20 protein-coding genes are annotated in these 23,281 nt (G+C 67.1%); 6 read left to right on the forward strand and 14 right to left on the reverse strand.

From position 1 onward, the window contains the following. Positions 1 to 621 carry a PilN domain-containing protein gene (locus tag AC1DSC_RS12290; RefSeq protein ID WP_012746290.1) on the reverse strand — a complete coding sequence of 207 codons (621 nt, stop codon included), beginning with the start codon at positions 619 to 621 and terminating at the stop codon, positions 1 to 3. Beyond that, the gene (locus tag AC1DSC_RS12295) at positions 618 to 1,697 is read right to left on the reverse strand and encodes a pilus assembly protein PilM (RefSeq protein WP_012746289.1); all 1,080 of its coding nucleotides are present in this window, start codon (positions 1,695 to 1,697) and stop codon (positions 618 to 620) included. The genes AC1DSC_RS12290 and AC1DSC_RS12295 overlap by 4 nt, the downstream gene beginning before the upstream one ends. 238 nt (positions 1,698 to 1,935) lie before the next feature. On the opposite strand from AC1DSC_RS12295, the gene AC1DSC_RS12300 reads away from it, so the two are divergent. Then, positions 1,936 to 4,344: a penicillin-binding protein 1A gene (locus tag AC1DSC_RS12300; RefSeq protein WP_026284348.1), complete on the forward strand. Its 2,409-nt coding sequence runs from the start codon at positions 1,936 to 1,938 to the stop codon at positions 4,342 to 4,344. 19 nt (positions 4,345 to 4,363) lie between these two features. Here the strand turns inward: AC1DSC_RS12300 and cyaY are convergent, their stop codons facing one another. After that, positions 4,364 to 4,696 (reverse strand): iron donor protein CyaY, encoded by a 333-nt coding sequence (cyaY, locus tag AC1DSC_RS12305; RefSeq protein WP_012746287.1) that lies wholly within the window; start codon positions 4,694 to 4,696, stop codon positions 4,364 to 4,366. A 63-nt stretch (positions 4,697 to 4,759) separates the two neighbouring features. Here cyaY and lptM point away from each other — a divergent pair, with 63 nt between their 5' ends. Together lptM and lysA are read left to right on the forward strand one after the other, a co-directional pair. Further along, the gene (lptM, locus tag AC1DSC_RS12310) at positions 4,760 to 4,981 is read left to right on the forward strand and encodes an LPS translocon maturation chaperone LptM (RefSeq protein ID WP_155736560.1); all 222 of its coding nucleotides are present in this window, start codon (positions 4,760 to 4,762) and stop codon (positions 4,979 to 4,981) included. Further along, positions 4,978 to 6,261: a diaminopimelate decarboxylase gene (gene lysA, locus AC1DSC_RS12315; RefSeq protein WP_062363065.1), complete on the forward strand. Its 1,284-nt coding sequence runs from the start codon at positions 4,978 to 4,980 to the stop codon at positions 6,259 to 6,261. The genes lptM and lysA overlap by 4 nt, the downstream gene beginning before the upstream one ends. Before the next feature lie 30 nt (positions 6,262 to 6,291). On the opposite strand, the gene AC1DSC_RS12320 is transcribed toward lysA, so the two are convergent. From AC1DSC_RS12320 to AC1DSC_RS12340, 5 genes are all read right to left on the reverse strand, one after another. Next, complete coding sequence (locus AC1DSC_RS12320) at positions 6,292 to 6,960, reverse strand: protein-methionine-sulfoxide reductase heme-binding subunit MsrQ (RefSeq protein WP_018907494.1); 669 nt, start codon at positions 6,958 to 6,960, stop codon at positions 6,292 to 6,294. A gap of 28 nt (positions 6,961 to 6,988) precedes the next feature. Further along, on the reverse strand, positions 6,989 to 7,999 hold the full coding sequence (msrP, locus tag AC1DSC_RS12325; RefSeq protein ID WP_018907493.1) for a protein-methionine-sulfoxide reductase catalytic subunit MsrP: 1,011 nt from the start codon (positions 7,997 to 7,999) through the stop codon (positions 6,989 to 6,991). 115 nt (positions 8,000 to 8,114) lie between these two features. Then, on the reverse strand, positions 8,115 to 9,431 hold the full coding sequence (gene ccsB / locus AC1DSC_RS12330) for a c-type cytochrome biogenesis protein CcsB (RefSeq protein WP_018907492.1): 1,317 nt from the start codon (positions 9,429 to 9,431) through the stop codon (positions 8,115 to 8,117). Continuing rightward, positions 9,428 to 11,596, reverse strand: coding sequence for a cytochrome c biogenesis protein ResB (locus tag AC1DSC_RS12335; protein ID WP_027730059.1), 2,169 nt, complete (start codon positions 11,594 to 11,596; stop codon positions 9,428 to 9,430). Before AC1DSC_RS12335 ends, ccsB begins: the two co-directional genes overlap by 4 nt. A 116-nt stretch (positions 11,597 to 11,712) precedes the next feature. Beyond that, positions 11,713 to 12,381, reverse strand: a complete 669-nt coding sequence (locus AC1DSC_RS12340; RefSeq protein ID WP_012746280.1) for a c-type cytochrome — start codon at positions 12,379 to 12,381, stop codon at positions 11,713 to 11,715. Positions 12,382 to 12,451: 70 nt separating this feature from the next. Here AC1DSC_RS12340 and yihA point away from each other — a divergent pair, with 70 nt between their 5' ends. Both yihA and AC1DSC_RS12350 read left to right on the forward strand, forming a co-directional pair. Further along, on the forward strand, positions 12,452 to 13,186 hold the full coding sequence (gene yihA / locus AC1DSC_RS12345; RefSeq protein WP_027730058.1) for a ribosome biogenesis GTP-binding protein YihA/YsxC: 735 nt from the start codon (positions 12,452 to 12,454) through the stop codon (positions 13,184 to 13,186). Between the two features lie 78 nt (positions 13,187 to 13,264). After that, entirely contained in the window at positions 13,265 to 14,176 is a 912-nt protein-coding gene (locus AC1DSC_RS12350) for an alpha/beta fold hydrolase (RefSeq protein WP_027730057.1), read from the forward strand. Positions 14,177 to 14,197: 21 nt separating this feature from the next. On the opposite strand, the gene AC1DSC_RS12355 is transcribed toward AC1DSC_RS12350, so the two are convergent. Both AC1DSC_RS12355 and AC1DSC_RS12360 read right to left on the reverse strand, forming a co-directional pair. After that, the gene (locus AC1DSC_RS12355) at positions 14,198 to 15,082 is read right to left on the reverse strand and encodes an LpxL/LpxP family acyltransferase (RefSeq protein ID WP_028254300.1); all 885 of its coding nucleotides are present in this window, start codon (positions 15,080 to 15,082) and stop codon (positions 14,198 to 14,200) included. After that, positions 15,079 to 15,975 (reverse strand): lysophospholipid acyltransferase family protein, encoded by an 897-nt coding sequence (locus AC1DSC_RS12360; RefSeq protein WP_012746276.1) that lies wholly within the window; start codon positions 15,973 to 15,975, stop codon positions 15,079 to 15,081. Before AC1DSC_RS12360 ends, AC1DSC_RS12355 begins: the two co-directional genes overlap by 4 nt. 216 nt (positions 15,976 to 16,191) lie before the next feature. Here AC1DSC_RS12360 and metK point away from each other — a divergent pair, with 216 nt between their 5' ends. Then, complete coding sequence (metK, locus tag AC1DSC_RS12365) at positions 16,192 to 17,373, forward strand: methionine adenosyltransferase (protein WP_012746275.1); 1,182 nt, start codon at positions 16,192 to 16,194, stop codon at positions 17,371 to 17,373. Positions 17,374 to 17,402: 29 nt separating this feature from the next. On the opposite strand, the gene AC1DSC_RS12370 is transcribed toward metK, so the two are convergent. From AC1DSC_RS12370 to AC1DSC_RS12385, 4 genes are all read right to left on the reverse strand, one after another. Then, entirely contained in the window at positions 17,403 to 19,532 is a 2,130-nt protein-coding gene (locus AC1DSC_RS12370; protein WP_028254299.1) for a TonB-dependent receptor, read from the reverse strand. A gap of 63 nt (positions 19,533 to 19,595) precedes the next feature. Next, complete coding sequence (locus tag AC1DSC_RS12375) at positions 19,596 to 19,778, reverse strand: hypothetical protein (protein WP_028254298.1); 183 nt, start codon at positions 19,776 to 19,778, stop codon at positions 19,596 to 19,598. Then, complete coding sequence (locus AC1DSC_RS12380; protein ID WP_062363070.1) at positions 19,775 to 20,965, reverse strand: PepSY-associated TM helix domain-containing protein; 1,191 nt, start codon at positions 20,963 to 20,965, stop codon at positions 19,775 to 19,777. The genes AC1DSC_RS12375 and AC1DSC_RS12380 overlap by 4 nt, the downstream gene beginning before the upstream one ends. A gap of 30 nt (positions 20,966 to 20,995) precedes the next feature. Continuing rightward, the gene (locus AC1DSC_RS12385; protein WP_012746271.1) at positions 20,996 to 23,101 is read right to left on the reverse strand and encodes a TonB-dependent siderophore receptor; all 2,106 of its coding nucleotides are present in this window, start codon (positions 23,099 to 23,101) and stop codon (positions 20,996 to 20,998) included. Positions 23,102 to 23,281: the final 180 nt, after the last annotated feature.

Here is a 23,281-nt window from a genome sequence, read left to right on the forward strand (position 1 = left end):
CTACCCCTTGGCTGGCGCCGCTGCGGCCAGGGCCTTGTCGGCCGCGGCCTTTTGCGCGTCGGTCGGCCGCTTGAGGCCGATGCGCATGGTGAAGTTCGCCACGCGGCGCTGGTCGCGCTGACTCAGGCTCACCGTTGCGGAAGTGATTTCGACCAGCTCGGGCTTGACCAGCCACGGGCTGTTGTTGCCCAGGTTGCGCAGCAGCTCCGAGACGCGCTCGTTCGACTGCGCCATGCCCTGCAGCGTGACGGTCTGGTTGTCCTGCTTCATGCTGGTCAGGTAGACGCCGTCGGGCAGCTGGCGAACCAGTTCGTTGAGCAGGTGCACCGGCAGGTTGCGGTCGCCCTGGAGGTCTTCGACCGCCTGCTGGCGCGCGCGCAGCGCGGCAATTTCTTCCTGCAGGGTCGAGATTTCCTTGATCTCGACTTCGAGCTTGGTGATCTCGGTCTTGAGGAAATTGTTCTTGGCCTGCTGGGCCGAGATCTGCGCCTCGAACCAGAGATAGCCCAGGCCGGCGATCAGCACGCCCAGCACGGCGGCCGCGCCCAGGGTGCCGTAGAACGCTTCGCGGCGCCGCTTGCGTGCGGCTTCGCGGTGCGGAAGCAGGTTGATGAGGATCACTGCACGAACCTCCGCATGGCCAGGCCGCAAGAGGTCAGGTAGGAGGGCGCTTCGCGCCGGACCTTCTTCTCGCGGATGTTCGGGCCCAGTTCCATGCCGTCGAACGGGTTCACGAGCGAACAGGCGAACGAGGTCTGGCGCGTCACGGCGCTGGTCAGGCTGGGCAGCGAGGCCGAGCCGCCGGCAAGCAGCACGTAGTCCACGCGGTTGTGGGGCGTGCTGGTGAAGAAGAACTGCAGCGCACGGGCAATTTCCTGCGCGATGCTTTCCACGAAGGGCTTCAGGACGCCCGAGCCGTAGTCGTCGGGCAGGTCGCCGCTGCGCTTCTTGGCTTCGGCCTCTTCGGCCGAGAAACCGTACTGGCGCACGATCAGCTGGGTCAGCTGCGCGCCGCCGAAGGCCTGGTCGCGGTCATACAGCACTTCCTGGTTGCGCAGCACCTGCATGCTGGTGGTGAAGGCACCCACTTCGAAAAGCGCCACCACGGCATCGAGGCCCTTGCCGGGCAACTGTTCGATCAGGCGGGCGGTCGCGAGTCGGGAGGCGTAGGACTCGACGTCGAGGATCACCGCCTTCAGCCCGGCCGCTTCGGCCAGGCCTTCGCGGTCCTGCACCTTTTCCTTGCGGGACGCGGCAATCAGCACCTCGACGTCGCCGGCAGAGGCGGTGCTCTGCCCGGTCACGCAGAAATCGAGGCTGACCTCGTCGAGCGAGAACGGGATGTACTGGTTGGCTTCGGACTCGACCTGGATTTCGAGCTCCTGCTCGCTCATGCCGCCCGGAAGAATGATCTTCTTGGTGATGACTGCCGAGGGAGGCAGCGCCAGCGCGACGTTGCGCGTGCGGGTGCCGCTCTTGCGCACGACCCGGCGGACGGCTTCGGCCACTTCGTCGAACTTCTCGACGTTGCCGTCGGTGATCCAGCCCCGTTCCAGGGGTTCGATCGCGCAGCGCTCGAGAACCAGCTTGCCACTGGCTTCACGGCCGAGCTCGACCAGCTTCACGCTGGAAGAGCTGACATCCAGGCCGAGCATGGGGGCGTTCTGACGGCGAAACAATGATCCGAAAGCAGCCAAGTTAGGTCCCTTTACCCCTGCATTTGTAACCAATGGAAAAATTTGCGTTCGGTTGCATGCTAGCAGCAGACGTAGCGGCGGCCAAACAACCCGCGCCGGCAAAATGGCGGACCGTTGTCAAAAGCTGACGCTGAAGCCACATTTAGTAACTTTTGGTTTAGCCCGCAACGATGCACACAAGTTCGGCCCGTGGCAAGGGGGCGGCTTTTTATAATGTGCGGTGACTCCCCGGGCCCACATGCAAGAAACTTCACGCCCCAAAGGGCCAGCCAAGACCCCTCCTTCCACACGACCAGCCTGGCTGAAATGGCTGCTGCGCTTCATGGTCTGGGGGTTCGGCATCGCCGCGGCCGGTGTTCTGGCGCTGCTGTGCGTGATCGCCGTCGCCCTGGCTGTGGCCTACCCCAACCTTCCCGACATCTCCGAGCTGTCGGACTACCGGCCGAAACTGCCGCTGCGGGTCTTTTCCGCGGAGGGCATCCTGATTGGCGAATTCGGCGAGGAGCGGCGCAATCTAACCCCGATCGCGGCAATCCCCAAGCTCGTGAAGGAGGCGGTGTTGGCTGCCGAAGACACCCGCTTCTACGACCACGGCGGCGTCGACTACAAGGGCATGGTGCGCGCCGGCCTGGCCAACATGAACCGCGTGAAGAGCCAGGGCGCCTCGACCATCACCATGCAGGTGGCGCGCAACGTCTACCTGAGCTCCGAGAAAACGCTGACCCGCAAGATCTACGAGGTGCTGCTCACCTTCAAGCTGGAGCACCTGCTCACCAAGGACCAGATCTTCGAGATCTACCTGAACCAGATCTACCTGGGCAACCGCGCCTACGGCTTCGCGGCCGCGTCGGAAGCGTATTTCGGCAAGCCGCTGCAGGAGCTCTCCATTGCGCAGGCGGCCATGCTGGCGGGCCTGCCGAAGGCGCCGGGCGCGAACAACCCTGTCAACAATCCGCAGCGCGCGCGCGGCCGCCAGTTCTATGTGATCGACCGCATGCAGGACGCAGGCTTCATCACCGCCGAGCAGGCCGCCGAAGCCAAGAAAGAGGAACTGCACCTGCGCGATGCGGCCGACCCGAACCGCCTGCACGCCGAATACGTGGCCGAAACCGTGCGCCAGCTGATGTATGCGCAGTACGGCGACAGCACCTACACGCGCGGACTCAAGGTCTACACCTCGCTGGTCGCCGCCGACCAGGCTGCGGCATACAAGGCCCTGCGCAAGGGCATCATGGACTACGAGCGGCGCCAGATCTACCGCGGCCCCGAGAAATTCGTCGAGCTGCCCAACGACCCGAAGGAACTCGACGACGCGGTCGACGACGCGCTGACCGACCATCCCGACAACGGCGACGTGATGGCGGCCGTGGTGCTCAAGGCCAACGCCAAGGAAATCTCGGCCGTGCGCGGCAACGGCGACCCGGTGCAGATCACGGGCGAGGGCCTCAAGCCCGCGCAGTCCGGCCTTGCCGACAAGGCGCCGCCCAACATCAAGATCCGGCGCGGCGCGGTGATCCGCGTGGTGAAGACGCCCAAGAACACCTGGGAAATCACCCAGCTGCCCGAAGTGGAAGGCGCCTTCGTCGCCATGGACCCGCGCGATGGCGCCATCAAGGCGCTGGTGGGCGGATTCGACTTCGGCAAGAACAAGTTCAACCACGTGACGCAGGCCTGGCGCCAGCCGGGCTCGAGCTTCAAGCCCTTCATCTACTCGGCCGCGCTCGAGAAGGGCTTCACGCCGGCCACGGTCATCAATGACGGACCCCTGTTCTTCGATGCCGGCACCACCGGCGGGCAGCCCTGGGAGCCCAAGAACTACGGCGGGGGCTACGACGGCCCGATGTCGATGCGCACCGCGCTCATGAAGTCGAAGAACCTGGTCTCGATCCGCATCCTGCAATCGATCGGCACGCGCTACGCCCAGGAATGGATCACCAATTTCGGCTTCGACAAGGACAAGCATCCGGCCTACCTGCCGATGGCGCTGGGCGCCGGCGCGGTCACGCCGATGCAGATGGCCACCGCCTACTCGGTGTTCGCCAATGGCGGCTACCGCGTCAATCCCTACCTGGTGACCCGCATCACCGACCACAAGGACAAGGTGCTGGTCGACAAGCAGCCGCCGCTGCTCAACGAGACGATCCGCGCCATTCCCCAGCGCAACGCGTTCATCATGGACACGCTGCTGCAATCGGTGGCGCGCGCCGGCACCGCGGCCAAGGCCCAGGCCATGCTCAAGCGGCCCGACCTCTACGGCAAGACCGGCACCACCAACGATTCGCTCGACGCCTGGTTCGCCGGCTTCCAGCCCACGATGACCGCCATCTCCTGGATCGGCTACGACACGCCGCGCAACCTGGGCGACCGCGAAACCGGCGGCGGCCTGAGCCTGCCGATCTGGATCAACTACATGGAAACGGCGATCAAGGGCGTGCCCGTGACCGATCTTTCCGCCACGCCGCCGTCGGGCGTCGTGAGTGTGGGCGGCGAGTGGTACTACGACGACTACGCGCCGGGCCGCGGTGTGCCCAGCCTCGGCGTGGACACCGCTTCATCCCCGCCGGCCGAGTCCCTGAGCGGCGTTCCGGTGAGCCCGCCCCCGCCGCCCGAGGAGCGCAACCGCATCCTCGACCTTTTCAGGAACTGAAGAAGACGCCGCTGACGGCTCAGGCGGCCGCAAACTCCAGCGGCTGCCCGGCCTGAAGGCTCGCCTCACGCGAAAGATTTCCGAAGAATTCCTCGCCCGTCTTGGTGTCGACCCAGGCCTTGCCGTCGTAGCGGTAGTGATAGCCGCCAGAGCGCGCGGCAAGCCAGATCTCCTGCAGGGGCTTCTGCAGGTTCACGATCAGCTGGCTGCCGTTCTTGAATGAAATCGTGATCATGCCGCCCACGCGCTGGTTGTCGATGTCGGCGTCGGTTGCGTCGTTGATGCGGTCGCAGCCCTGCTCGATGGCGGCGAGCGCGGCTTCGGCGCGGTCCATGTATTCGGAGTCGGTCATTACAATTTCGTTATGTTGAATGTTCGTCAAATTCTAGTGAGCGCCCCCGCCCGCGCTGTGCTCATGGTCAGTCTTGCCGTGGCGGCGGCCGGTTTGTCTGCTTGCGGCCAGCGCGGACCGCTGTTCCTGCCGACCGATCCGGCGGCGGCGCAGCGCGCCACCCTGCCTCAGCTGCTGACCCCCGGCGGCCCGCGCCCCGCCTCCGAAACCGAGGCCGCGCCCAAGCCCGCTGCGGCCAGCAGCGCCCCGGCTCCGGCCACCCCCAGCACCGGAACCCAAAAGTGACGAACGCTTCCCTGCCCCTCCCGGGCCACCCCCACATCGCGCACCGCGACGGCGCGCTCCACGTCGAAGGCCTCGGCCTGGAAGCGCTGGCGCGCGAGCATGGCACGCCGCTGTTCGTCTATTCGAAGCAATGGATGCTCGACGCGCTGGCCGCCTACCAGCGCGGCTTCGAGGGCCGCAGCGCCCTGATCTGCTATGCGATGAAGGCGAATTCGTCGCTCGGCGTGCTGCGCGTGTTCGCCGAAGCCGGCTGCGGCTTCGACATCGTCTCGGGCGGAGAGCTGGCGCGCGTGCTGGCGGTGGGCGCCGACCCGGCCAAGATCATCTTCTCGGGCGTGGGCAAGACCCGCGCCGAAATGCGGCAGGCGCTGGCCGCCGGCATCGCCTGCTTCAACGTCGAGAGCGAAGCCGAGCTCGACGTGCTCAACGAAGTGGCACTGGCCGAAGGGCGCCGCGCACCCATCAGCATCCGCATCAACCCGAACGTCGATCCGAAGACGCATCCCTACATTTCCACCGGCCTCAAGGGCAACAAGTTCGGCATCGCCCACGACCGCGCGGTCGAGGCCTACCGCCATGCCGCGAAGCTGCCGGGGCTCGAGGTGGTGGGTATCGACTGCCACATCGGCTCGCAGATCACCGAGGCCTCGCCCTACCTGGACGCCTGCGACCGGGTGCTCGACCTGGTCGAGGCCATCGAGGCGGCCGGCGTGCCCATTCACCACCTCGACTTCGGCGGCGGCCTGGGCATCGACTACAACGGCGAAGTGCCGCCCAAGGCCGATGCGCTGTGGCAGCAGCTGCTCGCGCGGCTCGATGCGCGCGGCTTCGGCCAGCGCAAGCTCGTCATCGAGCCCGGCCGTTCGCTGGTCGGCAATGCGGGCGTGTGCCTGACCGAGGTGCTCTACACCAAGCCGGGCGAAGACAAGAATTTCTGCATCGTCGATGCGGCCATGAACGACCTGCCCCGCCCCGCGATGTACCAGGCGTTCCAGAAGATCGTGCCGCTGCGCATCCGCGCCGGCGATGCGCCCACCTACGACGTGGTCGGCCCGGTTTGCGAAAGCGGCGACTGGATCGGCCGCGACCGCGCGCTCAACGTGGTGTCCGGCGACCTGCTGGCGGTGCTGTCCGCCGGTGCGTACTGCATGAGCATGGCCAGCAACTACAACACGCGCGGCCGTGCCGCCGAAGTGCTGGTGAGCGGCCGGAGCGCCACGCTGATCCGCCGCCGCGAGACGATGGAAGACCAGCTGCGCAGCGAGCGGATCGAGGGCTGATCCGCGCGCGACCGGCGTGGTTCGCGCCGGTCAGCCGGTGCTGCTGCGCAGTGCCTTCTCGCTGCCGCTGCCGCCACGCACGCCGGCCGACGGCTTCGGCCTGCGCTTGCTCGCGTAGTTCCACACGCGCCATCCGAGCAGCACCGCGATGATCGCGGCATAGACGAACACTTCGGCAAAGTTGTTCTTGCCCGCACGCATCCAGAAGAAGTGCAGCAGGCCCAGGCCGGCGATCAGGTAGACCAGCTTGTGCAGCATCTGCCAGCGCCTGGCGCCCATGGCCTTGATGGCGCGGTTGAACGAGGTGGCCGCCAGCGGCGTCAGCAGCACGAAGGCCGAGAAACCCACCAGGATGAACGGCCGCTTGGCAATGTCCTTGGCGATGTCGGCCCACTCGAAGCCCATGTCGAACCAGCTGTAGCACAGCAGGTGCAGCACCACATAGAAATACGCGAACAGCCCCAGCATGCGGCGAAAGCGCGCCAGCGCATTGGCCTTGGCCATCACGCGCAGCGGCGTCACCGCCAGCACGATGCAGATGAAGCGCAGGGTCCAGTCGCCGGTGGCGCGGATCAGGAACTCGGCCGGATTCGCGCCCAGCCCGTCGGTGAATGCGCCATAGGCCAGCCGCGCGAACGGCAGCAGGCACAGCAGGAAGATGACCGGCTTGGCCGCCGGATGCATGAGCAGCTTGTTCATGGGGCAAGGGCCGCGTGGCGGTGCCGGCTCAGTAGTTCTTCTTCAGGTCCATGCCCGCATAGAGCTGGCCGACCTGGGCTTCGTAGCCGTTGAAGATCAGCGTCTTGGTGCGCTTGGCGAAGAGTCCGCCGCCGTCGCCGATGCGGCGCTCGGTGGCCTGGCTCCAGCGCGGATGGTCGACGTTCGGATTGACGTTCGAATAGAAGCCGTATTCCTGCGCCGCCGCCTTGTTCCAGGCCGTGCCCGGCTCCTTCTCGACGAAGCGGATCTTGACGATCGACTTGGCCGACTTGAAGCCGTACTTCCACGGCACCACGATGCGCACCGGCGCGCCGTTCTGGTTGGGCAGCACCTCGCCGTACATGCCGAAAGCCAGCAGGGTGAGCGGATGCATGGCCTCGTCCATGCGCAGGCCTTCGGTGTAGGGCCAGTCGAGCACGCGCGAGCCCACGAAGGGCATGGTCTTGGGATCGGCCAGGGTCACGAATTCGACGTACTTCGCATTGCCCTGCGGCTCGACCTTCTTGATGAGCTCCGCCAGCGAGTAGCCCACCCAGGGAATGACCATCGACCACCCCTCGACGCAGCGCAGGCGGTAGATGCGCTCTTCCTGCGCACTGAGCTTGAGCAGGTCTTCGATGCCGTACTTGCCGGGCTTCTTGACCAGGCCCTCGACCTCCACGGTCCAGGGGCGGGTCTTCAGGGTGCCGGCGTTCTTGACCGGGTCGCCCTTGTCGGTGCCGAACTCGTAGAAGTTGTTGTAGCTCGTCGCGTCCTTGTACTCGGTGAGCTTTTCCATCGTTTGCGCGCCCGGCACGGCGGACTTGGCACCCGGCAGCAGCGCCAGCTTGTGCGGTCCCGTGGCTTGCGCGAAGGCCTCGCGCCCCGCAAAGCTCGCGAGCGCGGCACCGGCTGCGCCGCCGGCCATCAGCTTGAGCAGGTCTCGCCGGCCCTCGTAGACGGCGCGCGGCGTGATCTCGCTCGAAAGCGGGTGGATGAAGCCGCTGCTGCGACCCTGCGGACGGAAATGGAACGACATGTGACGGCCTTTCGCGTGAATCGTTGTGCTCAGGGTAGTTCGTGCAATTCCCTGGTCCGGTTACGCGCAATCGCTGCGCGTGGCTTCAATTCTTCGCGAAAAGCCGCAACCCTGCCTACAGCGTGCCGTAGCTGTGCAGTCCGCTCAGGAACATGTTCACGCCAAGAAAGGCGAAGGTGGTCACCGCGAGGCCGCCCAGCGCCCACCAGGCGGCCACGGTGCCGCGCAGGCCCTTGACCAGCCGCATGTGCAGCCAGGCCGCGTAGTTGAGCCAGACGATCAGGGCCCAGGTTTCCTTCGGGTCCCAGCTCCAGTAGCCGCCCCAGGCGTCGGCCGCCCACAGCGCGCCGAGCACGGTGGCAATGGTGAAGAAGGCAAAGCCGACCGTGATCGACTTGTACATCACGTCGTCGAGCACCTCGTTGGCCGGCAGCCGAGCGGCAATGCGCCGGCGGCCGAGCAGAATGCCCGCGGCAATCAGCGCGGAGATGCCCGCATAGATCACCCAGTAGCTGCCGCCGGCCTCCTGCACGCGCTGGCGGAAGGCCACCGGCACGAAGCACAGCGCCACGCCCAGCAGCCAGATCGGCGTGAGCTTGTACCAGCGCGTTTCCTCGGCCTGCTCCTTGATGAGATAGGCGAAGGCCACCATGGCCGCGAGCGAGAAGGTGCCATAGCCGATGAAGTTGGCCGGCACGTGCAGCTTCATCCACCAGCTCTGCAGCGCGGGCACCAGCGGCTGGATCTCGTGCGCATTGCGCACCAGCGTGTACCAGAGCAAAAAGCCGACCGCCGCGCTCACCACCAGCATCACGAAGGCGCCGAGCGTGCGCGTGCCGTAGCGCGATTCGAAGTAGAGATAGAAGGCCGTCGTGAGCCAGCAAAAGAGCACGAACACTTCGTACAGGTTGCTGACGGGAATGTGGCCGATGTCCGGCCCGAGCAGATGGCTCTCGTACCAGCGCACCATGGTGCCGATGAGCGCCATGGCAATGGCGGCCCAGGCCAGCCGCGAGCCGATCAGGTCGAAGGTGTCGCCCTGCTTGCCGCCGAAGAAACCGAGCCAGTAGAACAGCGTGCTCATGAAGAACAGCACGCTCATCCAGAGGATGGCCGACTGGCTCGACAGGAAGTACTTGAGCCAGAACACCGTGTCCGCGCGCGCCAGGTCGCCCTGGTAGGAACTGATGGCCAGCAGCGAGGCCGCGGCCACCACGATGGCCAGCACCCGCAGCGGGCGCCAGAACCAGCCGATCGCAATGACCGAGATCATCGCCGCGCCGAGGATGGGCTTCTCGTAGGAATCCATCGAGCCCGCGTACCGGGCGAACGCAAAAAGGCCGCCTGCCAGCACCAGCGCCGCAAACACCCAGTCGAAAAAGTTGCGCCGCGAAAACCAGCTTTCGTGCAGCGTGAGGGTGGTGGTGTTCATGGTGACGCCGGTCCTTCTTTCTTCAAGGCAAGCAGCTTGTGCTTGAGGTGCTCGAACTCGCGATCGCTGTCGATGGTCTTGCGGTTGACCGAGAAGGCCATCGTGGCGGCCGTGGTGTTGTCTCCGGAGCCCGCGCCATCGGGGGTGAGCCACACCCAGAGCCGGCGCTCGCGCACGTACAGCATGGCAAAAATCCCGATGATCAGCAACAGGCAGCCCAGATAGACCACGTTCTTGCCGGGCGCGCGCGCCACCTGGAACACGCTGGCCTGTACCTGGGTGAAGTCGGTCATCATCATGGCGACCGGCGCCGGATAGAAGTACGCGTCGCTGATCGCCAGCACCGCCTGGGTGAGAAAGGCCTGCGACTTCTCGTCGCTTGGCAGTGCCGCGAGCCCCGCGCTCTCGCGGCTCAGATTGAGCACCTCGAACAGCACGTCGTTGAGGATGCGCACCAGCACCGCGCCGGCACGTTCGCGCTCGGCTTCGGGCACGTTGGCTTCCATGAATTCGGCAATCGCCTGCCAGCCGCCCAGCGTGGCGGCATCGGCCTTGGCGCGCTCGCTGCCGGCAAACAGGGCGAGCGCACGCGCCGCCGAAACGCGCAGCTGCTCGGCCATCTCGGGCCGCTTGGGATCGACGGCCTTGGCGATGTAGCGCTCCACCGCGCGGTTGCGGGTGTCGGCATCGGCCAGCGCGGTGCGCATGCGCACGAAGCTGTCCATGGAGCCTTGCTCGTCGGCCGGCACGCGCAGGTAGCGGAACGGCTCCTCGGGTTTTTCGCGCATGCCGAGCAGGAACACCGGCTGGCCGTCGCCGGTATCGACCGGCACCATGTAGTTCTGGTACTCGCGCGCCTGTCCCGCGGCATCGCGCAGCTTGTAGCCGATGCTCGGGCCGATGTTGCGCAGCACCTTCGGCTTGCTGGTCTTGTTGGCGGCGCCCAGGCGCGATTCGATGTCGTGCCGCAGGTCGACCTTGCGCACGTCGGCGCCGCTGCCCATGGCGCCGCCGTCGGCAAAGTTCTCGACGTTGATGACGCGCAGCGCGGCGTATTCGAGCGTGAGCTTCTCGCGGCCGTTGGTAATTTCAGTGCTGGGCCCGCCGATCACGCCCTCGACATCGAAGGGCTTGGCCGCAGCCGCCATCGGCACCGCCTTGAGCTTCACCTTGGAGCCGCCGTCGTCGAAGCTCGACTGGTAGATTTCCACGCCCTTGTAGCTGGCCGGATGGTTGACCTCGATGCGCGCGGGCACCTGCTCGCCGGTCTCGCGGTCGTGCAGCACCACCTCGCTTGCGAACAGCTTGGGCATGCCGGTCGAGTAGTAGTCGACGATGAATTTCTTGAGCTCGATCGAGAACGGCAGCTCCTGCAGCAGCACGCCGTCGGACTGCTGCAGGATGGCCACGCTGCCCTGCGCGCCCTCGGGCACCAGGATGTTGCCGCGGAAGGTCGGGTTGCGCGGCGACAGCCGGTGCTGCGCCGGCACGTCGGCAATCATGCCGCCGCCGGTGAACACGCTCTTGCCGTTGAACCAGGTCTGGGCCCGCACCACCAGGTCGCCGTCGAGCAGGCCGCCGATGCACACCAGAACGATCGCGCTGTGGGCGGCGATGTAGCCCAGCTTGTGGGCGCCGCCCGCGCGTGCGGCCACCATCCAGCCGGCTTCGGCATGGCCGCCCGCGGCTTCGCGCTGCTGGAGCTTGACCTTCCATCCGCCGCTCACCAGCAGCTGGCCGATGCGGTTGGCCGCCGCGGCGGGCGCCTCGTCGAGCCGGCTCTCGGCGCGCTGGCCGAAGGCCTTCAGGCTCTGCGCACGGATGCCTTCCTTGAAGGTCTTGAGGTCGATGAAGATGCGCGGCGTATTGCGCGCGATGCACAGCGTCGTGCTGATCACCAGGAACAGCAGGATCAGCAGGAACCACCAGGCGCTGTAGACCGAGTCGAGCCTGGCCGCGCGGAACAGCTCGGCCCAGAACGGCCCGAACTGGTTGACGTAGTTGTTGATCGACTCGTGCTGCTTGAGCACCGTGCCGATGATCGATGCGATGCAGATGACGGTGAGCAGCGCAATCGCGAAGCGCATCGACGAAAACAGTTCCACCGCAGCGCGTAGCACTTGCGGGCCGCGATGAACGCGAAGGCCGTGGGTGGAGACAGACATCGGTCGATGGGAGAAAAGGAACAGGGAAAAAGCAAAGGGCGGGCCATCCAGCTGGATCGGCCCGCCCTCTGTTTGGGTTTTTTATCGGCGGTTAGTTCACGCTGAAGCGCGTGGTGTCAGCGCAGGCCGGCGATGTAATCTGCAACAGCCTTGATTTCGCGGTCGTTGAGCTTTGCGGCCACGCCGGTCATGGGAGCGCTGTTCTGGCGCACGTTGTCCCGGAAAGCAACAAGCTGTGCCACCGTGTAGTCGGCATGCTGGCCGCCCAGGCGCGGGTACTGCGCGGGCATGCCGGCGCCGTTGGGGCTGTGGCAGCCGGCGCAGGCCGGGATCTGGCGATCGGCAATGCCGCCGCGGTAGATCTTCTCGCCCAGCGCGACCAGGTCCTTCTCCTTGGAGAAGCCGGTCTTGATCTTCTTGGAGCCCACGAACCAGGCGATGTTGCGCATGTCCTCGTCGGACAGCTTCGCGGCCATGGGCTGCATGATCGGGCTCTTGCGCTTGCCGGACTTGAAGTCCTGCAGCTGCTTGAGGATGTATTCGGGGTGCTGCTGCGCCAGCTTGGGGTTGGCCGCAATGGCCGAGTTGCCGTCCGCGTTGTGGCAGGAAGCACAGGCCTGGGCGGCGGAATTGAACACCGCGTCGCCCTTGGCGGGATCGGGCTTGGCCGGCTTGGCCGCGACGGGTCCGTCAGCTGGCGCGGCGGCGTGCTCGTCGGCCGCAAGGCTAGCGCTGGCTGCGACGCCCATGAGGGCTGCAAGCAGAAAATTGGCAAACAACTTCATATCGGGGGCTCGATTTATTGGCGCAAAACCCCGCGATTCTACAATGGCAGCCCGTTCCGAAAGCTCATTGATGATCACCCCGTCGCGCAAGCACGCCGCTCCCCCTTCCCGCGCGACCCCTGCCGTGGACCCCCTTGTCGCCGAGCGCGAGCGCATCGCGCTCGGCTGGCTGCACACGGCGCACTTCCTCACCAGCGCCCCGCAGCTGGAGCATCTGCCCCCGCTCGACCTGCCCGAAATCGCCTTCGTCGGCCGCTCGAACGCGGGCAAATCGACCGCAATCAACACGCTCACGCAGCAGACGCGCCTGGCCTTCGCTTCCAAGACGCCGGGCCGTACGCAGCACATCAACCTGTTCGGCGTCGGCAAGCAGAAGGCCGACGACGCCGTGCTGGCCGACCTGCCCGGCTACGGCTATGCGGCGGTTCCCAAGGAAGCCAAGCTGCGCTGGCAGCGCGTCATGGGCAACTACCTGATGACGCGCGAGAACCTGCGCGGCGTGGTGCTGATGTGCGACCCGCGCCACGGCATGACCGAGCTCGACGAGATCCTGCTCGACGTGATCCGTCCGCGCGTGGAGCAGGGGCTCAAGTTCCTCGTGCTGCTGACCAAGGCCGACAAGCTCACGCGCAGCGAGGGCGCCAAGGTGCTGTCCATTACGCGACTGCAGGCCGGCGGCGGCGAGGTCAAACTGTTCTCCGCCCTCAAGAAACAGGGCGTGGGCGAAGCCGCCGAGCTGCTGTGGCGCTGGGCGCATCCGCCCGGAGAAGAAAAGCCGGAGGCGGCCGCGCCGCAAGACACCTAGGCGAAAACCGGCGCGGGCCGTTTCATCTGCGTGATCCACTATGAAAACAATAGCAACGGAAGTTGAAGGAGACAAAGCATGATCGAGACGTTCCAGCGCAGCCTGCCCAACGGAACCACGCTGAGCTGCCGCGCAACCGGCACGCCCGGGCGCCCCTTGATGGTGTTCCTTCATGGTTTTCCCGAAGCCGCGTTCATCTGGGACGAACTGCTCGAGCACTTCGCCCAGCCTGAACACGGCGGCTACCGCTGCATCGCGCCCAACCTGCGCGGCTTCGAGAAGTCGAGCGCACCCACCGAGGTGGCCGCATACAAGGCCCATCTGCTGATCCAGGACATCCAGCAGCTGGCGGCCACCGAGAGCGCGGACGGCACCATGGCCGCCTTGGTCGCGCACGACTGGGGCGGCGCTTTCGGCTGGGGCTATGCCAATGCCTTTCCGCAGCAGGTCGGCAAGCTGGTCATCATCAATTCGCCGCACCCCGGCACCTTCACGCGCGAGCTGCGCCACAACCCGGCGCAACAGCAGGCCAGCGCCTACATGAACTTTCTCGCCAGGCCCGATGCCGAGGCCCTGCTCTCGGCCGACGACTTCAAGCGCATGTGGCCCTTCTTCACCTTGATGAAGGCCGGATCCGACGGCTTCGGCTGGCTGACCGAGGACGTGAAGCAGCGCTACCGCGAGGTGTGGAACGCCGGCCTCACGGGCGCCTGCAACCTGTATCGCGTCACGCCGATGAAGCCGCCGCTGCCGGGCCAACCCATCGACGGCATTCCGGTGCTGCCGCGCGAGCGGCTCACCATCGACGTGCCGACCTTCGTCTTCTGGGCACTCGACGACGCCGCGCTGCTGCCGGGCCTGCTCGAAGGCCTGGAGGACTACGTGCCGAAGCTCGAGGTGAAGAAGGTGCCCAACGCCACCCACTGGATCGTGCACGAGCAGCCGCAGCTGGTCGCGCGCGAGATCGAGGCCTTCCTGCAGCGCAGTTGAAGCGCCGCCGCCGGGTAGCCATCAATAGATCGGCGGCGCGCCTTCGGGCCGCGTCTTGAAGCGGCGGTGCACCCAGTAGTACTGCGAAGGCATCGTGTCGATGTAGCCCTGCAGACGCTGGTTCATGAGCGCCGTGTCGGCCTCGACGTCGTCGGTCGGGAAGTTCTGCCAGGCCGGCCGCACTTCGATCTCGTAGCCACCCGGCGTGAGCTTCGCGACCACCGGCACCACCTTCGCCTTGCCCAGCCGCGCAAAGCGCGAGAGCGAGGGCACCGTGGCCGCCTGCACGCCGTAGAACGGCACGAAGATCGTCTGGTCGCGGCCGAAGTCCATGTCGGGCAGCAGGTACAGGAGGCCGCCCTTGCGCAGGCCCGCGAGCACCGGCTTGATGCCGTCGACGCGGTTGAGCGCCGCCACGTTGCCGAAGCGCGTGCGGCCTTCGCGGATCCATGCGTCGACCATCGGATCGCGCTGGGTCGTGTAGATGGTGGCCGAGGGCCTTGCCGTGTGCATGGTCAGCGCCGTGGCTGCGGCATCGAGGCCGTAGAAATGCGGCGCGAACAGGATCATCGGCTCGTCGCCATCGGCAATCTCGCGGATCTCCGCCGCCGCGCCCACCACCTTGAGCCGGCTGGCCACCACCTTTTCGGGTGCATGCCAGAGCCAGCTGCGGTCGAGCCAGGACTGCGCCACGTACACGAAGGTCTCGCGCGCGATGCGGCGGCGCTCGGCTTCGGATTTGCCGGGAAAGCACACCGCCAGGTTGGTGTCGACCACGCGCCGCCGCGGCAAGGCGATGGTGTGCAGCACGCGGCCGAGCAGCGCGCCGAAACCGCGCACCAGCGGCAGCGGCAGCGGCGCGATCGCGCGCATGAAAGCGATGCCGAGCCGGGAACCGAGACTCATCGTGCCTGCTCCCCGGGCTGGGCCGCCACCGCGGTTTCGCCGCGCGGCTCCTTGTAGCGCGCGTAGTCCCACACGTACTGCCCCGGCAGGCTGTGGATCAGGCGCCCGATGGCGTCGTTCATGGCGGCCGCCGCGGCCTCGATGGGCGCGGCCGGATCGGTGAGCGGCGTGCCCACGATCGGCTCGAAGCGGATCACGTAGCCCGCGCCGCGCGGCAGCCTTTCGCACACGCTCAGGAAACAGGCGGCGCCGGTCTGCTGCGCGAGCCGCGGCAGCAGCGTCATGGTGTAGGCCGGCCGGCCGAGGAAGGGCGCCCACACGCCCTGCCCGAGCGGCGGCACCTGGTCGGGCAGGATGCCGGTGTAGCCGCCGCTGCGCAGCGTGCGGATGAGGCCGCGCACGCCGGTGTTGTTGGTGGGCAGCGTCTGCAGGCCGGGCCGGTCGCGCGAGCCGGCGGCGATGAGCTCGGCCATCCATTTCTTGCGCGCGGGGCGGAACAGCGCGGTGATCGGCCCGAAGGTCTCGAGAAAGCGCTCGCCGATCGCCTGGCCGCACATCTCCCAGCTGCCCAGGTGCGGCGCCACCAGGATCACGCCCTTCTTCTCCCGCATGGCGGCCTCGAAGGCCTCCACGCCTTCCCAGCGCACCACGCGCCGCAGCACGCTCTCGCCCTGCGGGCGCAGCCACAGCCAGGGCAGCTCGGCAGCCATCTGGCCGGCGGCCGCGATGGCGGGGCGGTACTGCCCGGGGGTGAATCCGGCACTCTCGGCATTGGCCTTGAAGCGGCGGCGGTAGTCCGGCGCGCAATACCAGACGATCCAGCCCAAGAGCGCGCCGAGCCGATGCATCACGGGCATCGGTACGCGGGCAAGCAGGCGGAACAGGGTGACCATGAGCAACAGGGAGTGAAAACCAGGACGCGCGCGCACGATTTGGCGCGGCTCGAATAGAATGCAAATTGTCGCCGAGTTACGGAACAACTTGCAGGGCGACAAACACAAGCGCAGAAGCGATTGTGCCCCGCCGATTCATCGGCATCTGCTAAAGCGTTCGCCAGGGCTCCGCAGAGTTGGCAACGCGCCAAATCACTTCAAGGAGCTTTGAACAAAATGGCGAACGACTTCCTCTTCACCTCCGAATCGGTTTCCGAAGGCCACCCCGACAAGGTCGCCGACCAGATCTCGGACGCCATCCTGGACGCGATCTTCGAGCAGGACCCGCGCAGCCGCGTGGCCGCCGAGACGCTGACCAACACCGGCCTGGTGGTGCTCGCGGGCGAAATCACGACCAACGCGCACGTCGACTACATCCAGGTGGCGCGCGACACCATCAAGCGCATCGGCTACGACAACACCGACTACGGCATCGACTACAAGGGCTGCGCCGTGATGGTCTGCTACGACAAGCAGTCCAACGACATCGCCCAGGGCGTGGACCACGCGAGCGACGACCACCTGAACACCGGCGCCGGCGACCAGGGCCTGATGTTCGGCTACGCCTGCGACGAGACGCCCGAGCTCATGCCCGCACCCATCTACTACGCGCACCGCCTCGTGGAGCGCCAGGCCCAGTTGCGCAAGGACGGCCGCCTGCCCTTCCTGCGGCCCGACGCCAAGAGCCAGGTGACCATGCGCTATGTCGACGGCAAGCCCCACAGCATCGACACCGTGGTGCTCTCCACGCAGCACCACCCCGACCAGAGCGAAACGCCCACCAAGATGAAGGCCTCGTTCAATGAAGCCATCATCGAGGAGATCATCAAGCCCGTGCTGCCGAAGGAATGGCTCAAGGACACGCGCTACCTGATCAACCCGACCGGGCGCTTCGTCATCGGCGGCCCGCAGGGCGACTGCGGCCTCACGGGCCGCAAGATCATCGTCGACACCTACGGCGGCGCCTGCCCGCACGGCGGCGGCGCGTTCTCGGGCAAGGACCCGTCCAAGGTCGACCGCTCGGCCGCCTACGCTGCGCGCTATGTGGCCAAGAACATCGTGGCCGCCGGCCTCGCGCGCCAGTGCCAGATCCAGGTGGCCTACGCCATCGGCGTGGCCCAGCCGATGAACATCACGGTCTACACCGAAGGCACCGGCGTGATCCCCGACGCCAAGATCGCCGAGCTCGTGCGCGAGTTCTTCGACCTGCGTCCCAAGGGCATCATCCAGATGCTCGACCTGCTGCGCCCGATCTACCAGAAGACCGCCGCCTACGGCCACTTCGGCCGCGAAGAACCCGAGTTCACCTGGGAAGCGACCACGCAGGCGGCTGCGCTGCGCGCCGCGGCCGGCCTGTAAAAACCCTTGCGGACGGCGGCGCCTGGGCCTCAGAAGCGGTAGGCGCCGCTCAGGCCCACCGTCCAGTTGCGGCCCGGCGCGGGCTCGTAGTAGCGCGCATTGCCCTCGTTGACGATCAGCGAGCCCACGTAGCGGCGGTCGAACAGGTTGTCGACGCGCGCAAAGGCGTTGAACTCCCAGCGCTCCCATTTCTTCAGGTAGCCGGCGTACAGCGCGGCGACGGCATAACCCGGCGCGCTGGCGGTGTTGGCGTCGTTGGCCTGCATGCGCCCGAGCGCGCGCATCTCGACGCCGGCGCGCCAGCCTTCGGGCGGCACCCAGCCCAGCGATGCGAAGAGCGACTGCCGCGCAATGCCCGGAATGCGGTTGCCCGCCGCCACCGTGTTGGATGCCGCGCAGGGCGACGGCGAGCAGAAGGCATCGCGGTAGCGCGCGTCGAGCCAGGTGTAGGCCAGCTGGGTGCGCCAGTGGCTGGCCGTCTCGTGCTGCCAGGCCAGCTCGAAGCCGTTGCGCCGCGTGCGGCCCGCATTCTGGAACGTGGCGCGGCCGCCGGTGTTGGTGTCGGTCACGATCTCGTCGCGGGTGCGGGTCTGGAACAGCGCCGCCGTCAGCAGCCCTCCGCCCAGCCTCGCCTTCGCACCCAGTTCGACGCTGTCGTTGACCGAGGGCCGCAGCGCGAAGTTGAGCCCGCTGGCACCGCCTGCGCGGTACGACAGCTCGTTGAGCGTCGGCGTCTCGAAGCCCCGGCCGATCGAGCCGTACAGCGCGAGATCGGGCGTGGCCTGGTAGCGCAGCGAAGCCACGGGCAGCGTCTTGCTGTAGCGCGCGCTGCCGCTGTCGTCGCGGTTGGCGCCCACGATGTAGCGGTCCTGCGAATCGAAGTGCACGCTGCTGCGGCGCACGCCGGCCTCGAGCGTCCATTGCTCCGCAAGGCGCCAGGTGGCCTGCGCGTAGGGGTCGAGGTTCCAGACCTCGTTGCGCTCGCTGCGCCGCAGGCGCCCCTGCACGCCCAGCACGGGTGCGGCCACGCGGCCGAGGTAGTTCTCGTAGCCGCGGCGCTGTTCGCGCAGGCTGTCGTAGCCCAGCCCCGCCACCAGTTCGAGCGGCCGGTCGGCCAGTTGCAGCGCGGCGGTCCAGCGCAGGTCGGCTCCGCCGTACTGGCGCTTGAGGTCGATCACGCCGCCCGCATGCAGCGGGTTCTGCTGCGCCGACGGCGGGATCGACTGGTACTGCACGGTCTTGCGCTCGCCGCCGTAGACCATGAGCCGCAGCGACTGCGCGGCATCGATGCGCCGCTCATAGAGCAGGCCGGCCTGGGTCTGCTCCACGGTCTTGCGGGTGTCGTACTGCGTGGCGAGCGGTGCGCTGCGCGGCGCGAGCGCGTACTGGTCGGCCGTGAGGCCCAGCGGATCCTGCGCGCTGATGCGCACGCTGTTGAGCACCAGCGTGAGCTTGTCGCCGTTGTCCAGCGCGATGCCGAGCTTGCCGTTCGCAATGTCGCGCCGTGCCGCGCTGTGTTCGCGCCAGCCGTCGGTCCGGAAGCGGCTGGCGTTCAGCAGGTAGTCGACCGCGCCCTGCGATCCGCTGGCCTGGAGCGACTGGCGCCAGGTGCCGAAGCTGCCTCCGGCCGCCGAGTACGAAAGCCGCGGCGCGCCCTCGCCCGACGCGGTGAAGGCCTGCAGCACGCCGCCCGACGAATTGCCGTAGAGCGCCGAGAAGGGCCCGCGCAATATCTCGATGCGGTCGAGCGAGCCGATGTCGATGTTGGAAGTCTGGCCCTGGCCATCGGGCAGCGTCGCGGGAATGCCGTCGACATACAGCCGCACGCCGCGCACGCCGAAGGTGGAACGCGCGCCGAAGCCACGGATCGACAGCTGCAGGTCCTGCGCGTAGTTCAGGCGGTTCTGCACCTGCAGGCCCGGAACGCTGCCCAGGCTTTCGGAAAGATTGACCTGCAGCCGGCTGTCGCGCATCTCGGCGCCGTCGACCCGGTCCACCGAGCCCGGCACGTTGAACGGAGCGACCTCGCCGCGCGGCGTGGAGACGGTGACTTCGGGCAGGCTGCCGCGGTCGGCCTGCTGCGCCGCTGCGGCGAGCGGAGCTCCCAGCAGGAGCAGGCGGACGGCGGCAGTGGCGGCAGCGGAAAGTGCAGGCTTCATTGCGCCGATTCTGCTTCGGCGCGCGCCCCTGCCCGTACTAGCAGGAACCCGATCGGGCCGGATTCAGCCTTTTCTGCGCCAGCCGTACCAGCCGCACACGGCAACGGGAATGCCCAGCGCGAACCAGGCCAGCATGTCACCCAGGCCGCCGTCGCTGAACAGCGCCGAGATCAGCCCGAAGGTGGTGAGCACGCCCAGCACGATCGGCCAGCCCCACATGGGCCAGAAGCTATGGCGCTGCTTCATGCCTGCACCTTCATGGCGGGCGCCGGATCAGGCTGCTGATGTGGTCCGCCATGCGGCGGCCGCTGTCCCGCCGGCGAGGCCGCAGCAGGCACGCTGTTGCCGCGCTTGAGCCACAGGTACAGCCCGCTGCCCAGCACGATGATGGTCGCGATGTCGAGCAGCGCCCAGATGATCTGCATCGGCATGCCGCCGTAGTCGCCGAAGTGCAGCGGCTGCGACACCAGCAGCGCCGTCAGGTACCAGGGCATCTTCGGCGCGGCGGTCACCTGGGCCGTCTTGGCGTCGACCAGCACCGGCTGCAGCAGCTTCGACGTGAAGGGCTCGTTGCCGCGCATGAAGAAGGTGGTGTGGTGCGGGCTCGAGAACGCCGTGCCGGGGAAGGCGACGAAGGACAGCTTCATGCCGGGCGTCTGCTGGAGCGCGACCTCCATCGAGCGCTGCACCGATGCGCGCTGGGCCACGGGCACCGTCGGCTCGTCCTTGTAGGGCGCGAGAAGCGCGCTGAGCTGGTCGTACTGCCAGTACTTGATGACCAGGTCGGCCCAGGTGTTGATCATGCCGGTGGAGCCCACCACGAACAGCCACACCAGCGTGACGATGCCCAGCAGGTTGTGCAGGTCGAGCCACTTCAGGCGCGGGCGCTTCTCGCGCCGCACGGTGCCGAAGTCGAGCTTGCGCATGAAGGGCGCATAGAGCACCACGCCGGAGACGATGGCCACCAGCAGCAGCAAGCCCATGAAACCCAGGAACAGCTTGCCCGCGAGGCCGGCGAACAGGTCGACGTGCAGCTTGAACATCACGTACATGAAGCCCTCGTCGAGCTTGGGCTGCGCAAGCACGGCGCCGGTGCGCGCGTCCACCGCCACCGACTTGAAGTCGTCCGTGGGTGCGGGCGTTGGCGTGAGCGTGACGAACCAGAGGCCATCGTCGTCCTCGGGCTGCGAAACGAACTGCACCACGCGGTCGGGGTGCTTCGCACGCGCGGTTTCGAGCACGCGGTCCAGGCTCACGCGCGGCGTGTTCGCGGGCATCCTGGGCGACTCGACCTCGGTGCCCAGCAGGTGGCCGATCTCGTGATGGAAGATCAGCGGCAAGCCCGTGATGCACAGGAGCAGCATGAACACGGTGCATACGAGGCTGCTCCACTTGTGCACCCAGGCCCAGGTCTTGATCTTTCGGCTGTTCATGTCGTTGCTGCCCTCGTCGAAAGTGAGCGGTTAGAAGCGGTAGGTCGCGCTGGCCACGACGTTGCGGCGCGAGCCGTACCAGCAGTCGCCGCGCGACAGGCAGGTGCTGAAGTACGCCTTGTCCGTCACGTTGTTGATGTTGAGCGCATAGCGCCACTGCGCCGTGTCGTAGGCAAACACGAGGTCGGCCAGCGCAACGCCCGGCACGCGCGGTCCCACGCCGAATTGCAGGTCGCGGAACGAGCTCATCACGCGCACGCCGGCGCCGGCCGAGAAGCCGCTGACGCCGCCGATCGAGAAGCGGTACTTGGCCCAGACGCTCGCCTGGTGCTTGGGCAGGCCCTCGATCTGCTCGTCGGCATCGGTGTAGTTGTAGTGCGCGACGAGGTCGAGGTCGGGGCCGATGGAGCCCTTGGCCTCGAGCTCGACGCCCCGGGTCTTGGTCTTGCCGGCTTGCGTGTACACATTCGGCGACGGCGAGGTGATCTGGTTCTTCTCCCGCAGATCGTAGACCGCCGCGCTGAACGCCAGCGCGCGGTCCTTCGGCTCGTACTTCACACCGGCTTCCCATTGCTCACCGCGCAAGGGCGTGAAGATCTGTCCGTTGCGCGGCGACTGCGGCGTGAACGATTCGGTGTAGCTCAGATACGGCGACCAGCCCGAGGGCATGGCGTACATCAGGCCGAAGCGCTTGGTGGTTGCGCTGCTCTTCTGCTCGTCGCTGCCTGCCGCGCTGGACACCGCCCTGTCGTGCCGCAGGCCCGCCACGAAGATCCAGTTGTCGAGCTTGACCTGGTCCTGCAGGTAGACGCCGGTCTGGCGCTGGCGGGTGCGCGGCAGCGCCACGCGCTCGGGCAGGTCGACGTGGCCGTACACCGGCGCGTAGACGTCGATGGTGTCGAAGGTCGTCGCGCCCCAGACGTTCTCGCGCTGCCTGGAGAAATCCGCGCCGACCAGCAGCGTGTGCTTCACGGCGCCGGTCTCGAAATGGCCCTCGACATGGTTGTCGAGCGTCTGCGTGCGGTTGCGCGTGAGATAGCTGTCGTAGTAGCGGCCGAGCACGCGCTTGAAGATCGGATCGGTGGCGTCCCAGCTTTCGGCCCCGCTGAAGGCAGCGCCGTAGTGGTAGCGGTTGTCGTTCTCGTTTTTCGCGTAGCGGAAGTTCTGCCGCACGCGCCAGTTCTCGTTGAACTTGTGCTCGAACTGCCAGCCGAAGGTCTTGCGTTCGCTGTCGTAGTAGTCGAAGCCCGGCTCGCCGATGAAGCGGCTGGCGGGAATGCGTCCGTTCGGGTTCGGCAGCAAGGTGCCCTCCCACGGAAGGAACTGCGAGCTGCTGCCGCTCTTGTCCTTTTGCCACAGCCCCTGCAAGGTGAGCGAGGTCGCCGCGCTGGGCCGCCAGGTCAGCGAAGGCGCAATGACGCTGCGGTCGTCGGGCACATGGTCGACCTGCGAGTCCGACTTGCGCTGCAACGCGATCAGCCGGTACGACAGGCTGCCGTCGGCATTCAGCGGCCCCGTGAGGTCGGCCTGGACCTGCTTGCGGCCGAAGCTGCCGAACTGCACGCCCACTTCGCGCTGGGTTTCCTGCAGCGGACGCTTGCTGACCATGTTGACCACGCCCGCCGCGGTGCCCGCGCCGAACAGCATGCCCGCCGGGCCGCGCAGCACTTCGAGCCGCTCCAGCGTGTAGGGCTCGGTGCGCGTGGTGCTGGTGTAGTAGCCATAGGACTGGCGCAGGCCGTCCAGGTAGACGTCGGGCGTGGCGCCGCGGATGCGCACCGAGTCGGTCCGCGAATCCTGGCCATAGGCATCGGAGCGCACACCGGCCGCATAGTTGAGCGCGTCCTGAACATTGCCCGCGCCCTGGTCCACCATCTGGTCGCGCGTGACCACGGTGATCGATTGGGGCGTTTCGGCCAGCGGCGTGTCGGTCTTGGTGGCGGTGGCGGCGTTCCGGGCGCGGTAGCCGATCACCGGCGAGGTTGCGGTTTCGGCCTCGGCGCTCGCATCGACCTTCACCTCCGGCAAGGCGCCGGGCGCCGTCGCGGTCTGGGCCAGGACCTGGTGATGCACGTAGACCGCCATGCAGCCTGCCAGAACCGATGCGACCCTGCGCCCCGCCAATAACCTTGCCATTCCCGCTCCACTCCGAAACATTATTAAGAACGATTCGCATTCTATTTATAAAGCCCCATTTGTTCCGATTTCCCCGCCTCGGCAAGGGGACGTTCGGCCACCGCATGCATCCGCGGCGCAGGCGCGGCGCAAGGCAAAGCGGCTACGATCCGGCCGCACGTCGTGTGCGTTCGCGGGCCC

It is taken from the genome of Variovorax sp. 01N425, assembly GCF_056399465.1.